Origin of the sequence: Mycobacterium sp. AMU20-3851 (genome assembly GCF_043974665.1) — a bacterium.
Taxonomy (GTDB): Bacteria; Actinomycetota; Actinomycetes; order Mycobacteriales; family Mycobacteriaceae; genus Mycobacterium.
In genome coordinates this window covers 284,157-298,953 of sequence record NZ_CP146371.1, presented here as the reverse complement: position 1 = coordinate 298,953, position 14,797 = coordinate 284,157, and the positions used below count along the sequence as shown (strand labels likewise).

The following is a 14,797-nucleotide window of genomic DNA, read 5'->3' as shown; positions in this document are numbered from 1 at the left end:
TGATCGAATCTCGTGGAACCTGCACTGCTACCAGGACACTACCGGCGGTAGTGTCGCGACTGCCTCCGTCACGGAGCGTGGGCATTGCGATGACGAGCGTCTACACCGCGACAAGATCAAGGCCACCAACCCGATGTAGCGTTTCGGCGACCCCGAGGAGGTGGCCACGGCGATCCGCTATCCCGGGTTCGAGGCGACGTACACGGCGGCGCCTCCGACCTCTGATCCATGCGCCGCACTTGCGCGCGCTGGGAGGATCGACGGCGTGCCTGTTCCCACACTTCACGATCCCGGCCGGCGCGGCTTCGCGAGCGACAACTACGCGGGCGTGCACCCCGAGGCACTCGCCGCGGTCGCGGCCGCCAATGGCGGTCACGAGATCGCTTACGGCGGGGATGCCTACACCGCCCGGTTGCGTGAGGTCATCCGCGGCCACTTCGGCGCTGCCGCACAGACGTTCCCGGTGTTCAACGGCACCGGGGCCAATGTCATCGCGCTGACCAGCATGCTGCCGCGCTGGGGTGCGGTCATCGCCGCGGACACCGCACACATCAACACCGACGAGGCGGGCGCCCCGGAACGGGTGACCGGTCTCAAGCTGCTCACCGTGCCCACCCCCGACGGCAAGCTGACCCCCGACCTGGTGGCCCGCCATGCGTACGGCTGGGGTGACGAGCACCGCGCCCAACCGCTGGCGGTGAGCATCACCCAGACCACCGAACTCGGCACCCTTTACACCCCCGAGGAGATCCGCGCTGTGGCCGACCACGCGCACGCGCACGGCATGGCGGTGCACATGGACGGGGCGCGGCTGTGGAACGCGGCCGCGGCACTCGACGTGCCGTTCCGCGAATTCACCACCGACGCCGGGGTCGACGTACTCAGCCTCGGCGGCACCAAGAACGGCCTGCTCGGCGCGGAGGCGGTGGTGGTGCTCGATCCCTCCTCGGCGGGCAGGAGCGCAGCGACCGGAGGATCGTCTACGGCGGACGGGCTGGTGTACCTGCGAAAGTTCACCATGCAGCTGGCCAGCAAGATGCGCTTCGCGTCGGCCCAGCTGTTGAGCCTGTTCGATGACGATCTCGGGCTGCGCAGCGCCCGGCATGCCAACGCGATGACGTCTCGGCTGCGTACCGAGCTGGAGGCCGCGGCGCTGCCCGGGCTGGCGTTCACCCAGCCCAGCCCGGCGAACGCCATCTTCGCGACGCTGCCCAACGACGTCGCGGACCGGATCCGCGAACGGGTTCGGTTCTACGACTGGGACCGGGCGCGCGGCGAGGTGCGCTGGATGACGGCCTGGGACACCACACCCGAGGACGTCGACGCATTCGTGGCCGTCATCGGCGAGGAACTGAGCACGGCGTGAAACTGCCCGTGTCACCGCCGGTGCTGCCGATGCTGGCCAAACCCGTCGCGGAGATCCCGGCGGGCGCCAGTTACGAACCCAAGTGGGATGGCTTCCGGTCCATCCTGTTCCGCGACGGTGACGAGGTGGAGTTGGGCAGCCGCAATCTCCGCCCACTGACCCGGTACTTCCCCGAACTCGTCGCCGCGGCCCGCGCCGAGCTGCCGCCGCGCTGCGTGATCGACGGGGAGATCGTGATCGCCGGCGAGCACGGCCTGGACTTCGAGGCGCTGCAACTGCGTCTGCACCCGGCCGCATCCCGGGTCCAGCTGCTGGCCGACCGGACACCGGCGGCGTTCATCGCCTTCGATCTGCTGGCGCTGGGCGACGAGGACCTGACCGGCCGCCCGTTCGCGCAACGGCGCGCCGCTCTGGTCGACGCGCTGACCGGATGCGGGCCCACGTTCCACGTCACGCCGGCCACAACGGATCCCGTGATCGCGCAACGGTGGTTCGACGAGTTCGAGGGTGCCGGCCTGGACGGGGTGATCGCCAAACCCCTGGACGGCAGCTACCAACCGGACAAACGGGTGATGTTCAAGATCAAGCACACCCGCACCGCCGATTGTGTGCTCGCCGGCTACCGGCTGCACAAGTCCGGAGACGATGCGATCGGTTCGCTGATGCTCGGCCTCTACGACGACGCCGGCACTCTGGCCTCGGTCGGCGTGATCGGCTCGTTCACGATGGCGCGCCGCCGCGAACTGTTCACCGAATTACAGCCACTGGTAACCACATTCGACGACCACCCGTGGAACTGGGCAGCGCACATACCGGTGGGGCCCGCTCAGCGCCGTACCGCGAACTCCCGGTGGAATCCCCAGAAGAGCCTGTCCTTCGTCCCGCTGCGCCCGGAACGGGTCGTGGAGGTGCGCTATGAGCGCATGGAGAACGGCCCCGGGGGCGAGCGAAGCGACGGGGGAAGACCCCGCTTCCGGCACATGGCACAGTTCAACCGCTGGCGCCCGGACCGCGATCCCCGTACGTGCGGCTTCGCCCAACTCGAACAACCACGCAGCTTCAATCTGGGCGACATCATCCCCGGCATCCGTCGCCGACACGATGAGGGCGACACGTGACCTCTCGACGGGTGAGTCACTGGCGTTACCGGCAAAGGCGGACGCGCCTGCGCCAGGTTATTCCGGCTCCGGGGCTTTCGGCCGGTCGATCTGTTCGCGAATAATATCGCCGTGGCCTGCGTGCCTGGCGAACTCCTCGATCAGCATCAGTAGCGTCCATCGCATACTCACTGTTCCTTCGCGCGGATTGTCCTTCGTCTCGTCCAGATCGAAGCGCGAGGCGATCAAGCGTGATTGTTCACCGGCGCGCTCGAATTCTGTGATCACATCGGCGAGCAGCTCATCGTCGCCGACCTCGAAGGTGCCCAGGTCTCGGTTCGAGTAGCCGTCAACCTCGGATTCCTCGAGTCCGGCCCAGAATCGTTGAAACCAGATTCGTTCCGCGGCGGCACAGTGTTTGATCAACGAAATCGGCGTCGTCAGCGACGAGACAAGCCGTCGACGACTGTCCGCTTCAGACAAGCCGCGAACGGTCGCGACGAGCGCTTCACGGTTGCGGTCCAGCATGTTCTCTAGCATCGCTCGTTCCGAACCATCTCTTATTACGTTGCCCATCAACGGTTTCCAACCCTTTCCAGTCGGTTTTGCAGGCATAGGTTCGCCACGCAGGCTGCGGCGAATGAGAGAACGTCCGGGATGAGCCGGCGCCTCATGAAGGATTGAGCCAGGCGAAGAAATGGGTGAGGCGAAAACCTCGCCCCGATGCAGGGTGATCCCCTGCCGCCTGTCCAGAACTGTCTCACGGAAACACGTCCTGCGCCAGGTGCTGGCCTGCGCCGATAAATCAGTTGACCTCAACAATGGTTGATGTTTAAGGCTGGGACCACATCGACCAGGAGGCAGACATGTTGCAGATCCGCTCCGACCTGTGGGAGACCCGACAGGACAACCCCTTCCCCGGCTTGAAGACCCACGCCTACCTGTGGACCGGTGGGCCCGACGGGAATGTGTTGTTCTACAGCCCACAGACCGACGCCGACTTCGCCGATCTGCACCGGCTCGGCGGAGTGTCCCACCAGTACCTGTCCCACCGCGACGAGGCCGGCCCGATGCTGGCCGTGATCGCCGAGCAGTTCGGCGCCGGCCTGCACGCACCGGCCGCCGAACTGCTCGATATCGGCAGACACGCCCACGTCGACGTGCCGGTCGCCGGCAGGCACGTCGACTCCTGCGGCATCGAGGTGATCCCGACACCGGGCCACACACCGGGCAGCACCAGTTACCTGGTGCCGGGCGCGAACGGGCAGACCTACCTGTTCACCGGGGACACCATCTTCCTGGGTGCGGACGGCCACTGGACGGCCGGCTACATTCCGCCCATCAGCGATCCGGTGCCGCTGGCGCACAGTCTGCGGATCCTCGGCGCGCTGACACCCGACCTCGTCATCTCCAGCGCCTTCGGGCACGAATCGGCGGTCCAGGCCCCCGGGCCCCGCCGCTGGGCGCAGTGCGCCGCACAGGCCCGCGAGAGACTGGCGGAGGTAGCCTGATGCAGCGTGGCACCCCTCTCCGGCCGGTTCGCGCCCAGCCCGTCGGCCGACCTGCACATCGGCAACCTGCGCACCGCGGTGCTGGCATGGCTGTTCGCCCGGTCGTCGGGACGCCGGTTCCTGATCCGGGTCGAGGACCTCGATGACCGCACGTTCAGCGATGTGGCTGCCCGCCAACTCGCCGACCTGAACGCCATCGGCGTCACCTCCGACGAGCCGCCGGAGTACCAGACGGCGCATACGGCCCGTTACGACGCCGTCATCGCGGAGTTGGCCGCGCGCGGCCTGGTGTATGAATGCTATTGCAGCAGAAAGGATATTCTCGCCGCACCGCGGGCCCCGCACGCGCCGGAGGGCGCCTACCCCGGCACCTGCAGGGACCGGCCGGCACCGCCCGACCCGACCCGGCCGCCGGCACTGCGACTGCGCAGCGACACCTTCTCCTACACGGTCACCGACATACTGCACGGCGAGTTCACCGGGGTCGTCGACGATTTCGTGCTGCGCCGCGGGGACGGGGTAACCGCCTACAACCTGGCGGTGGTGGTCGACGACGCCGCACAGAACATCGATCAGGTGGTGCGTGGGGACGATCTGCTGTCATCCTCGCCGCGGCAGGCGTATCTGGCCACGCTGCTGGGTTATCCCCCGGTGACCTACGCCCACGTCCCGCTGGTACTCAACGAGGACGGCAAGCGCCTGGCCAAACGCGACGGTGCGGTCACCCTGGCCGAGATCGGCGTGCAGCAGACCCTTGCCCTCATCGCGGGTTCCCTGGGCTACCGCGCCACCACACTGGACGGGATGCTGACCGAATTCGATCCCGTGTCTCTTCCCCGCGAGGCGTGGGTATACCGCCCCATGTGAGCGAAACCCTGTGCCCGGCCGATCGCGATTGCTACCGTCCGGCCGTGCTCGGAATTCTCCGGCGGGCGCTGCTCGCCATCCTCCTGGTCGCCGTGGTGATCGCCGGCGCCGTCGGTTGCGGCTCCGCCGGTGACAGCACCGACGACCCGATCAGGTCGGCCGGCGTGCTGCGGGTGGGCACCGAGGGCGTGTACGCACCGTTCAGCTACCACGACCCGAGAACCGGGGAACTCGTCGGCTACGACGTGGACGTCGCCAGAGCGGTCGGCGAAAAGCTGGGTGTCCCGGTCGATTTCGTCGAGACGCCCTGGGACTCGATCTTTGCCGCGCTGGAGGCCAACCGGTTCGACATCGTCGCCAACCAGGTCACCATCAACCCCGAACGCCAGGGCAAATACGATCTGTCCCAGCCCTACACCGTCGGCGAGGGGGTCATCGTCACCCGCGCAGACGACGACTCCATCACCTCCCTCGCGGACGTCAAGGGCAAGATCGCGGCCGAGAACGCCACCAGTAACTGGTCGGAGGTCGCCCGTAACGCCGGCGCGAAGGTCGAGGCCGTCGAGGGCTTCACCCAGGCCATCACGTTGCTCACGCAGGGGCGCGTCGACGTCGTCATCAACGACAGCATCGCGGTCTACGCCTACCTCGCCGAAACCGGAGACAAGGGCATCAAGATCGCCGCAACGGTGGGCGAGAAGAGCGAGCAGGGCTTTGCCGCCCGCAAGGACAGCGGTTACCTGCCCGAGCTCGATCGTGCGCTGACCGAGCTGCGCGCCGACGGCACGCTGAGCGAGATCTCACAGCGCTATCTGAGGGCCGACGCCACCGGCGCCGCGCAGGGCCCGGCCGGCACCGATCAGCAACCGCCGCAGTCACGTTCGGCGCTGCAGCTGGTCCTCGACAATCTGTGGCCGCTGGCCAAGGCCGCTCTGACGATGACGATTCCGTTGACGATCATCAGCTTCGCCCTGGGGTTGGTGATCGCACTTGCGGTGGCGCTGGCCCGGTTGTCCTCGAACCCGGTCCTGAGCAACGTGGCCCGGTTCTACATCTCCATCATCCGCGGCACTCCGCTGCTCGTGCAGCTGTTCATCGTGTTCTTCGCGCTGCCCGAGTTCGGGGTGCGGATCGACCCGTTCCCCGCGGCGGTGATCGCGTTCAGCCTCAATGTCGGCGGGTACGCGGCGGAGATCATCCGGTCGGCGATCCTGAGCGTGCCCAAGGGGCAGTGGGAGGCTGCCGAGACCATCGGCTACAACTACCCGGGCGCACTGCGGCGCATCATCTTGCCGCAGGCCACCCGCGTCGCCGTGCCGCCGCTGTCGAACACGCTGATATCGCTGGTGAAGGACACGTCGCTGGCCTCCACGATCCTGGTGACCGAACTGCTCCGACAGGCCCAGATCGTGGCGGCACCCACCTTCGAGTTCTTCGCCCTGTACGGCACCGCGGCGATCTACTACTGGGTGATCTGCCTGGTGCTGTCGTTCGGGCAGGCCCGGGTGGAACACCGACTGGAAAGGTACGTGGCGCGATGAGTGAAGCGCAGACCGAGCATCGGGTGGAAGCCACCGGCGTCACGAAGGCGTTCGGCGAGCTCAAGGTTTTGAAGGGGGTCTCCTTCAAGGTCCCGACCGGGACGGCCACCACCATCATCGGGCCGTCCGGGTCGGGCAAGACCACCCTGCTGCGCACCTTGAACGCCCTCGACCGGGCCGACTCCGGGGTGATCCGGGTGGACGACGTGGAGATCGACTTCGGCACGCCGACACCGAAAGCCGACGTGCGCCGGTTCCAGTCACGCAGCGGCTTCGTGTTCCAGGGACACAACCTGTTTCCGCACAAGACGGCGCTCGAGAACGTCATCGAGGGCCCGCTGATGGTCCAGAAGCGGCCGAAGGACGAGGTCGTCGCCGAGGCTATCGCACTCCTCGATCAGGTCGGCCTGGCCGACAAACGCGACCAGTACCCGTTCCAGCTCTCCGGCGGGCAGCAGCAACGGGTGGGTATCGCGCGGGCGCTGGCGCTGAAGCCGAAACTGGTGTTGTTCGACGAACCGACCTCGGCGCTGGATCCCGAGCTGGTCGGTGAAGTGCTCTCGGTGATCAAGGATCTGGCCGTGCAGGGCTGGACGATGGTGATCGTCACCCACGAGATCCAGTTCGCCCGTCAGGTGTCCAACCAGGTGCTGTTCACCGACCAGGGCATCATCCTGGAGAAGGGCACCCCCGAGCAGGTCATCGGCGACCCCAAAGAGGAACGCACCCGCCAGTTCCTGCAGCGCATCCTCAACCCGCTCTAACGGGCCTGGTCAGGGCGTGTCCGGCTACACCAGCGATGCCCGCTCGCGCGCCCAATCGACCAACGAGGCCAGATATTCCAGCACCAATTCGTCGGGATGCGCCTCGGGGTCCTCCAGGTGCAACCGGGCCAGCTCCTCGATGGACGCCAACAGGATCCGCGCGGCCGGGCCGTCCGGATCGAGGTGCAACGACCGGGCCGCGACGGCCCTGGCGTAGGCCCGCCCCAGCTCGATCCGCACCCGGGCTTCCGGCGGGGCGCCGTCGGGCGGTCGCAGGATGATCCGCCAACTCCTGGGCGCGGCGTGCAGGTAAGCCAGGATGCCGCGGCCCAGCTCGTCGATACCGCGCGCCCCCTCGACGCTGCCCATCCCGGCGAACGCGATCGCCGATTCCCGGTCCAGCAGCGCGGTCGTCAGACCGTCCAGATCCGTGAACTGTTGATAGACAACCGCTCTGGTGACATCCGCGGACCGCGCGACGCGGTCGATGGTCAACGCGGAGTAACCGTCAGCGGCGACGATATCGCGGGCCACATCGAGCAGCTGGTCGCGACGCTGCGCGCCGCTGAGCCGGCGGCGGGTCACTTCTTCAGCAGCAGGTCGACGGCCTTGGCCGCGCTTTGCACCGCGCTCTCCATGGTGGCCGACCAGTCGGTGGCGGTCCAGTCCCCGGCCAGCACCAGTGAGGGCACCGAGGTGCGCTGCGGCGGACGCAACCCGTCGGTGCCGACGACCTGAGAGAAGGTGGCCCGTGGCATCTTGACCACCTGCGCCTCCAGCACCTTCGCCTCCGAGGCTGCGGGATAGTAGCGCCGCAGCAGGGCCATCTGCTCGTCGACGATCTCCTCGTTGCTCTTGTGGATCTGCTCGTAGGCGCCGCTGGTGGTCAGGCAGTACAGCCAGGCCCGCTCGGTGCTGCGGCCGTGCATGATCTGCCGGTCGAAGACCTCGTCGATGACGCCGGTCCCGCCGATCAACCCTTCGAAGGCCGACTCGGTACCCAGCGGCCGGTCCAGGTAGAGATTGGTGCTGACGATCGGGGTGTAGCCGAGTTTGTCTGCGGCGGCATAGATCTCGGCATGCTCGGGGAGATCGTCGAGTAGTCCGCCGATGCTCGAGTTGGGCACCGCGCACACCACGGCATCCGCCGGGATCTCGGTGCCGTCGGCCAGCGCCACACCGGTGACCGCACCGTCGGCGATGTGGATCTTGCGCGCCACCGCCCGGTACCGTACGTCGACCCCGTGCTCCTCGAAGACCCTGAGCGCGCCCTGGATGTAGAGGGTGTCCAGGTCGACGGTCGGGTAGCCGATGGTGACCGGAGTGCGATGCCTGATCCCGAGCCGGATGCCGGTTCCGAGCACGTTGGCGAAGACCTTCGCCGACTCCTGCGCCACCGGTTCGGCGGCGATACCCAGAGCCAGCCAGTCCCACAACGCTTCTCGGGCCGGGGCCGGCATGCCGACCCGGTCGAACCACTGTTCTGTGGACAGGTCGGTCAGATCGGCCGGCTGCCGCAGCGCCTGCCAGCCCAACAGCATGGTCGCCCGCGCGGCACGCAGCTTGTCGGCCCAACTAGCATCCGGGTGCACCCCGAGCAGGGTCTTGACCGCACCCAGACCGGTGGTGTGCATGGTGACCTTGCGCCCGTCCGGCCAGCGCAGCGTCGAGGACTTCGGGAAGGCGATGTGTTCGCGGGTGCCGACGCTGCGCAGGTACCGGTACAGGTGCTGGTATCCGCTGGCAATGACGTGCTGACCGTTGTCGGGCACGTCATCGACGGCCTCGGCCCGCATGGCGTGCGCACGGCCGCCGAGGCTGCCGCGACGTTCCAGCAGGGTCACGGTGCAGCCGGCCTCAGCCAGCCAGATCGCCGAGGCCAAACCGGCCAAGCCGCCACCGATGACCACGAAACGCCGCGTATCCGTCATGCGGTGACCATAACTTACATTCTGTAAGTTACAGCAGGATCGTGCGATCCGGCACCGGCGAATTGCCCTTGGCTGCACGCGCAGCGGCTTCGAGCAGCCCCTTACGGAACTGCGGATCGGCGATCGCCGCGAGCGCCTCGCCTCGCTCGCGGACCGTCAGGCCCTCCAGTTCGGCGGTGCCGTGTTCGGTGACTATGACGTCCACATGGTGACGCGGGGTGGTGATCACCGCCCCGGGACCGAAGTAGGGGACGATTCGCGAGCGCAGTTCGCCGTCCTTGGTGTAGGTCGACGGCAGACAGATCAGCGACCGGTCTGACAGTTCCAGGCCGGCGCCGGCCACGAAGTCCTCGGCGCCACCGATCCCGCTGAACTGCGCACCGTTGATGGTGTCGGCGACCACCTGCCCCTGGATGTCGATGCCCAACGCGCCGTTGATGGTGATCATCCGGTTGTTCTCGGCGATCACCTCGGGAGAGTTGACGACCTCGACCGGCAGGAACGCCACCTCTTGATTGTCGTCCAGCCATTCGTAGAGTTCGGCCGACCCGAACGCGAACGTGGTCACGCTGACGCCGTCGAACTGCCCCTTGTGCACATTGGCGATCTTGCCCGCCCGGTGCAACCGCATGCAGCCGTCGGTGAACATCTCGCTGTGCAGGCCGAAGTCGCCGCCGTCGCCCTCAGCGAGCAGCGTGGCGATCTGATTGGGGATCGACCCGATACCGGTCTGCAGGGTGACCCCGGACGGCATGTAGGCCACGGCGTTCTTGGCGATCGCCCGGTCCACGTCATTGGGTTCCGCGTCAGCGCCGGGCAGCGCGAGCGGAGCTTCCGAGGACCGCACCAGGATGTCGATCTCGTCGACGTGCAGCGCGTGCCGGTACTTCTCGCCGAGACCGTAGGTCCTCGGGAAGGCATCGGAGGCCTCCACGATCAGCAATCGGTCGGGATCGGCTCCGGCGCGGTGCAATTCGTCGATGGTGCCGCCGGCGTGCAGCGACAGTGAGCACCAGCCGTCGGCGTCCGGGGGTGCCGTCACCGTCGTCATCACGCGTGGGGCCTGGCGTTGCAGCAGTGGCCCGAACCGCCGGAAGTCGGCGGGCGCGAAGTCGATGTCGCCCCCGCCGTCACGCACCGCCCGGTCCAGCGGGCCGAAGAAGCCCGACAGATAGCGCACGCCCTTGCGGGTGAACAGTTCGGTCATCACCGCGAGCAACGCGCCGTAGACCCGCAGATCGGTCCAGTCGTCGCGGTCACCCAGTGCGCGCAGGAAGGCCGGTGGCTGGCCGGGCCCCAGCGGGATGCCCAGGGTGTCCACGGACTGCAGTCGGGCGGCGGCCTGCTCGGCGGTGAGCTCTACTGGCATGGCCGTGACGCTACAGCTCCTTGATCCCCCATGGTGAGCCGTAGGCGGTCAACAACTCCAGGAACGGCACCGCGTCGAAGGCCTCCGGGCCCAGCACCCCGGCGCCCTTCCAGGTTCCGGTGGCCAGAAGTTCCAGGGCGACAACGGGATTGATGGCCGTCTGCCAGACCACGCATTGATGTCCGTACTCGGCCATCGACCATTCGTTGTCGACCACGTGGTAGAGGTAGGTCGAGCGCGCCCGGCCGTCCTTGCCGGTGCCGGTCACCCAGAGCCCCGCACAGGTCTTGCCCTTCATCTTCGGGCCCAGCTCTGCCGGGTTCGGCAGGCAGGCGGCGACGACGTCGCGTGGGCTGACCTGGACGCCCCCGACCGTCACCTTGTCGGTGCGGTCCAGGCCCAGCTTGTGCAGCGTCTTGAGGACGTCGATGAACTCTTCGCCGAGCCCGTATTTGAACGTCGCCCGCTTGCAGTCCACCCAGCGCGGCATCAATAACACCTCTTCGTGTTCGACGTTGACGCACTCCACCGGCCCGATACCCTCGGGGAAGTCGAAAACCTCTGGCTCACTGAAGGGTTCGGTGACGAACCAGCCGCGATCGGCCTCCCAGATCACCGGCGGGTTGAGGCATTCCTCGATGGTGGTCCAGATCGAGAAGGATGGCGCGAATTCGTAGCCGTCCACGGTGAGGTTGGAGCCGTCGCGGGTTCCGAGTTCCTCGATTTCGCCGAACAGATGGTCGGCCGCGTACCGGGCGAAGACATCCGACAGACCGGGTTCGACGCCGATACCGACCAATGCCAGCCGGCCCGCCGACTCCCAATCCTTTTGCACCGCGAACTGTTCGTCGCCGAGTTTCACCCCGGTCTGCTCGTAGGGCTTGTCCGGGTGGCGCACGGACAGGCTCATCGCCATGTCCAGGTAGTCGGCGCCGCCGGCGTATGCGCCGTTGAAGATCGGCATGACGAACCGGGGATCGACGGCGTTCATCACGTGCGTGATGCCGTGCTCGCGGACCAGGGCCGCGACGGCATCGGCGGAGGTGGCATCGACCTGGGCGGCGCTGAACCGGGCATCGCCGACCGCGTCGGCCGCCCGCTGCGCGCGGGAACCGTCGTAGTCGCTCACCATGATCTTCTCGAAGAAGTTTCGTCGCGCGGCGATCGCACAGAACGCCGAGCCGACGCCGCCGGCACCCACCAGGAGAATCCGCATGCCGACACCATACGGTGCCGAGATCGACGAAATGGTGACTTTCCCCCGCAGTTTTACACCGAATTGATCGTTTGTGCGCTAAAAACCAACTGAAAGCGAAGCCAGACCGCGAAGGGTGACGTTCGGTTTGTAGACCGGCTCGGCAGTCAGCCGGGCCTGCGGAAAACGGGCGGTGAGTTTGCTCAGCGCCACTCGACCCTCCAGCCGGGCCAGTGGTGCGCCCAGGCAGAAGTGCGGTCCGAGCCCGAAGGACAGATGCCGCACCGCACCCCGGTCCGGCCGGAACTCGTCGGGAGCCTCGTACATGGCCGGATCCCGCTGGGCCGCCGCCAGCAGTAGCAGCATGCTGTCACCCTTGGGGATCTCCTGCCCGCCGATCCGCATGTCGGCCCCGGCGATCCGCATCGACAACTGCACCGGCGGATCGAGCCGCAGCGTCTCCTCGACGATCGCGCCCGCCCGATCCGGATCGGCCGCCAGCGCCGCCCAGTGCTCGGGCATCCGCAGCATCTGCTGCGCCGCGTTGGCGATCAGGTTCACCGTGGTCTCGTGTCCGGCGATCAGCAGCAGGTTGCAGGTCGCGACGATCTCGTCGGCGGTCAGCTGGTCGCCGTCCTCCTCGGCGGCGATCAACGCCGAGATCAGATCCGCACGCGGGTGGGCACGGCGCTCCTCGACCAGGCCACCGAGGTATTCGCGCAGCCAGTCCCCCGCGGCGATGCGGGCGTCGGCCTGCTCGGCCGGCTCGCCGGTGATCGTCATGATCGGGTCCAGCGCCTGGGCCACCAGCGCTGCCGCGCTGCTGAACTCGGACTCGTCGGCGACCGGGACACCGAGCAGCCGGCAGATCACCGCGACCGGCAGCGGGTAGGCCAGATCGCTGATCAGGTCGGCCGATCCCGCCTCGGCCATCGCGTCGAGCAATCCGTCCACCGTGGCGGCGATCTCGGGCTCCAGTTCACGTACCACCCGGGGCGCGAACGCCTGCTGTGCCAGCTTGCGCAGCCGGGTGTGATCGGGCGGGTCCAGGAAGAGAAACCCCGGCGTGTTCCCGCGCGGCGGCACTGCTCCGGCGGCCAATTGCCGTTGCACCACAGTGGATTTCATACTGTCACTGCAGGAATCCGGGTGCCGTAGCACCTCGTCGCAGTCGGCGAACGAGGAGAACACCGCCATATTCGCTTCCGGCATCAGCAGCGGACCGTGTGCGCGGATCTGCGCGAACAGTGGATACGGATCCGCCCGGTTGGCCGGGTCGAGCATCTGGACCAGCAACATCTGCGCGTCCGCAGCACTCGTCATGGCTTTATTGTACAAATGTCTAAGAAGCGCTCGGGCTGCCGTAATACCGGCCCAGGACGTCCTCGCGCAGCTCGTCGAAGTCCCCGGAGACGATCGATTCCCGGATCCGGTCGACCAGTCGGATGATGAACCGCTCGTTGTGGATGGTGCACAACGTCGAGGACAGCATCTCCTTGGCCTTGAACAGGTGGTGGATGTACGCCCGGGTGTAGTGCGCGCAGGTGTAGCAGTCGCATTCGGCGTCGATGGGCGTGAAATCACGCTTGTACTTGGCGCCGGTGATGTTGAACCGCCCGCTCGCCGAGTACACCGCCGCGTTGCGCGCGACCCGCGACGGGGAAACGCAGTCGAAGGTGTCCGCGCCCGCGGCAACCGCCGCGAACAGGTCATCCGGCTCGCTGATCCCCAGCAGGTGCCGCGGTTTGTCGTCCGGCAGCTCGTCGGTGCACCAGCCGACGATGGTGGCCAGGTTCTGCTTCTCCAGCGCCCCACCGATACCGAAGCCGTCGAAGCCGAGGTCGGCCAGGCCGCGCGCGGCCTTCCGGCGCAGATCCTCGTATTGCGCGCCCTGCACCACCCCGAACAGGGCCTGATACGGCTTGTCGTGGCGCACCTCGGTGAGCCGGCGGTGCTCGGCCACGCAGCGCACCGCCCAGTCGTGGGTGCGGCGCACCGACTCTTCCTGATAACTGCGGGTGTTCACCAGCGTGGTCAGCTCGTCGAACGCGAAGATGATGTCCGCGCCCAGCTGATGCTGGATGCCGATGGACACCTCGGGGGTGAACCGGTGCACGGACCCGTCGCGGTGCGAGCGGAACGTCACCCCGTCCTCGTCGACGTGAGCCAACCGTTCCTTGCCCTCGGCGATGACGTCATCGGCCTGTACCCGACTGGCATCCATGGCCAGCACCTTCTTGAATCCGACGCCCAGCGACATCACCTGGAAGCCGCCGCTGTCGGTGTAGGTGGGTCCCGGCCAGTTCATGAACGCGCCGAGGCCCCCGGCCTCGTCCACGACATCGGGGCCCGGCTGCAGATAGAGATGGTAGGCGTTGGACAGGACTGCCTGTGCGCCAATGTCTTTCATGGTCTCCGGCAGCACCGACTTGACGGTGGCGGCGGTTCCGACCGCGATGAACGCCGGGGTCTGGATATCGCCGTGCGGGGTATGGATGGTGCCGGCGCGCCCGGACCGGCCGGGTAGTTCGGCCCGTACCTCGAAGAACTGCTCACTCACCCCGACATTCAACCAAGTCACTGTGCCCGCCCCCGCCCGGCCGTACATTCGGTCCATGAAATTCCGAGCGTTGTTCCTGATCGCAGCAGCCGGGGCGACCTCGGTCGCCTGCTCGTCCGACCGCGAAGCCGAGCCGCTGCCGGAGGGTGTGTTGCCGGCCGGTACGGCGCAGATCAGCATCGACGGCCGTGACGGCGGCACCACCCACGACGTGCACTGCTCGTCGACGGGCTTTCTGACCACCATCACCGCCGGCACCGACGCCTCCGGGCTGACCGCCCTGGTTTCCGGTGGCGACGGGCTCGTCGCCGAATCGGTCGGTATCCGCGACAAGGCCGGGTTCACCGGCAATTACAACGCGGGGTTGGGTGAGCCGGCTGCCGAGGTCTCCATGACCGGCCCCACCTATGTCATCACGGGCACCGCGACCGGCTTCCGGACCGACGCGCAGAGCTTCGTCACCGACGGAAAGTTCACGCTCCGGGTGTCCTGCTGACCACGGCGGCCAAGTCAAGTATTTCGCGCAAACTGATCATGAAGTGTCGACAGCGCACCATACTGCTCAAAGGCCGTCGGGGGGTCCTTGACGGGTAACA

General features: G+C 67.2%; 14 protein-coding genes. 7 read left to right on the top strand and 7 right to left on the bottom strand.

The genetic code is table 11. The features are described 5' to 3' along the window. The first annotated feature begins 265 nt into the window (after nt 1-265). Both V4U86_RS01460 and V4U86_RS01455 read left to right on the top strand, forming a co-directional pair. Nucleotides 266-1,366: a threonine aldolase family protein gene (locus tag V4U86_RS01460; protein WP_395309537.1), complete on the top strand. Its 1,101-nt coding sequence runs from the start codon at nt 266-268 to the stop codon at nt 1,364-1,366. Further along, nucleotides 1,363-2,484, top strand: a complete 1,122-nt coding sequence (locus V4U86_RS01455; RefSeq protein WP_395309536.1) for an ATP-dependent DNA ligase — start codon at nt 1,363-1,365, stop codon at nt 2,482-2,484. Before V4U86_RS01460 ends, V4U86_RS01455 begins: the two co-directional genes overlap by 4 nt. A 57-nt stretch (nt 2,485-2,541) precedes the next feature. Here V4U86_RS01455 and V4U86_RS01450 read toward each other — a convergent pair whose 3' ends face one another. Next, a complete protein-coding gene (locus V4U86_RS01450) occupies nt 2,542-2,991 on the bottom strand; it encodes a DinB family protein (protein ID WP_395309535.1) in 450 nt (149 codons plus the stop codon). A gap of 338 nt (nt 2,992-3,329) precedes the next feature. Here V4U86_RS01450 and V4U86_RS01445 point away from each other — a divergent pair, with 338 nt between their 5' ends. From V4U86_RS01445 to V4U86_RS01430, 4 genes are read left to right on the top strand one after another with little or no spacing between them, the layout of a single operon-like run. After that, nucleotides 3,330-3,974, top strand: a complete 645-nt coding sequence (locus V4U86_RS01445) for an MBL fold metallo-hydrolase (RefSeq protein ID WP_395309534.1) — start codon at nt 3,330-3,332, stop codon at nt 3,972-3,974. 6 nt (nt 3,975-3,980) lie between these two features. Continuing rightward, nucleotides 3,981-4,841: a tRNA glutamyl-Q(34) synthetase GluQRS gene (gluQRS, locus tag V4U86_RS01440; RefSeq protein ID WP_395309533.1), complete on the top strand. Its 861-nt coding sequence runs from the start codon at nt 3,981-3,983 to the stop codon at nt 4,839-4,841. 44 nt (nt 4,842-4,885) lie between these two features. After that, a complete protein-coding gene (locus V4U86_RS01435) occupies nt 4,886-6,382 on the top strand; it encodes an ABC transporter permease subunit (protein WP_395309532.1) in 1,497 nt (498 codons plus the stop codon). Next, the gene (locus V4U86_RS01430; RefSeq protein WP_395309531.1) at nt 6,379-7,146 is read left to right on the top strand and encodes an amino acid ABC transporter ATP-binding protein; all 768 of its coding nucleotides are present in this window, start codon (nt 6,379-6,381) and stop codon (nt 7,144-7,146) included. The genes V4U86_RS01435 and V4U86_RS01430 overlap by 4 nt, the downstream gene beginning before the upstream one ends. Nucleotides 7,147-7,170: 24 nt before the next feature. On the opposite strand, the gene V4U86_RS01425 is transcribed toward V4U86_RS01430, so the two are convergent. From V4U86_RS01425 to tgt, 6 genes are all read right to left on the bottom strand, one after another. Next, nucleotides 7,171-7,731, bottom strand: a complete 561-nt coding sequence (locus tag V4U86_RS01425; protein WP_395309530.1) for a TetR/AcrR family transcriptional regulator — start codon at nt 7,729-7,731, stop codon at nt 7,171-7,173. Continuing rightward, complete coding sequence (gene hpnE, locus V4U86_RS01420) at nt 7,728-9,077, bottom strand: hydroxysqualene dehydroxylase HpnE (protein ID WP_395309529.1); 1,350 nt, start codon at nt 9,075-9,077, stop codon at nt 7,728-7,730. The genes V4U86_RS01425 and hpnE overlap by 4 nt, the downstream gene beginning before the upstream one ends. 28 nt (nt 9,078-9,105) lie before the next feature. Then, on the bottom strand, nt 9,106-10,446 hold the full coding sequence (locus V4U86_RS01415) for an acetyl-CoA hydrolase/transferase family protein (RefSeq protein ID WP_395309528.1): 1,341 nt from the start codon (nt 10,444-10,446) through the stop codon (nt 9,106-9,108). A 10-nt stretch (nt 10,447-10,456) separates the two neighbouring features. Beyond that, a complete protein-coding gene (locus V4U86_RS01410; RefSeq protein ID WP_395309527.1) occupies nt 10,457-11,662 on the bottom strand; it encodes a saccharopine dehydrogenase family protein in 1,206 nt (401 codons plus the stop codon). 78 nt (nt 11,663-11,740) lie between these two features. Next, the gene (locus tag V4U86_RS01405; protein ID WP_395309526.1) at nt 11,741-12,964 is read right to left on the bottom strand and encodes a cytochrome P450; all 1,224 of its coding nucleotides are present in this window, start codon (nt 12,962-12,964) and stop codon (nt 11,741-11,743) included. A 19-nt stretch (nt 12,965-12,983) separates the two neighbouring features. Next, nucleotides 12,984-14,201, bottom strand: coding sequence for a tRNA guanosine(34) transglycosylase Tgt (gene tgt, locus V4U86_RS01400; protein ID WP_395309525.1), 1,218 nt, complete (start codon nt 14,199-14,201; stop codon nt 12,984-12,986). A 55-nt stretch (nt 14,202-14,256) separates the two neighbouring features. On the opposite strand from tgt, the gene V4U86_RS01395 reads away from it, so the two are divergent. Beyond that, nucleotides 14,257-14,697 carry a lipoprotein LpqH gene (locus tag V4U86_RS01395; RefSeq protein ID WP_395309524.1) on the top strand — a complete coding sequence of 147 codons (441 nt, stop codon included), beginning with the start codon at nt 14,257-14,259 and terminating at the stop codon, nt 14,695-14,697. The last annotated feature ends 100 nt before the right edge of the window (nt 14,698-14,797 follow it).

What these genes read in the sequence shown, in the direction of transcription:
- hpnE (WP_395309529.1), bottom strand. Translation starts at nt 9,077, where the DNA reads ATGACGGATACGCGGCGTTTCGTGGTCATCGGTGGCGGCTTGGCCGGT.
- V4U86_RS01445 (WP_395309534.1), top strand. Translation starts at nt 3,330, where the DNA reads ATGTTGCAGATCCGCTCCGACCTGTGGGAGACCCGACAGGACAACCCC.
- V4U86_RS01430 (WP_395309531.1), top strand. Translation starts at nt 6,379, where the DNA reads ATGAGTGAAGCGCAGACCGAGCATCGGGTGGAAGCCACCGGCGTCACG.
- V4U86_RS01410 (WP_395309527.1), bottom strand. Translation starts at nt 11,662, where the DNA reads ATGCGGATTCTCCTGGTGGGTGCCGGCGGCGTCGGCTCGGCGTTCTGT.
- V4U86_RS01450 (WP_395309535.1), bottom strand. Translation starts at nt 2,991, where the DNA reads ATGCTGGACCGCAACCGTGAAGCGCTCGTCGCGACCGTTCGCGGCTTG.
- V4U86_RS01405 (WP_395309526.1), bottom strand. Translation starts at nt 12,964, where the DNA reads ATGACGAGTGCTGCGGACGCGCAGATGTTGCTGGTCCAGATGCTCGAC.
- V4U86_RS01415 (WP_395309528.1), bottom strand. Translation starts at nt 10,446, where the DNA reads ATGCCAGTAGAGCTCACCGCCGAGCAGGCCGCCGCCCGACTGCAGTCC.
- V4U86_RS01395 (WP_395309524.1), top strand. Translation starts at nt 14,257, where the DNA reads ATGAAATTCCGAGCGTTGTTCCTGATCGCAGCAGCCGGGGCGACCTCG.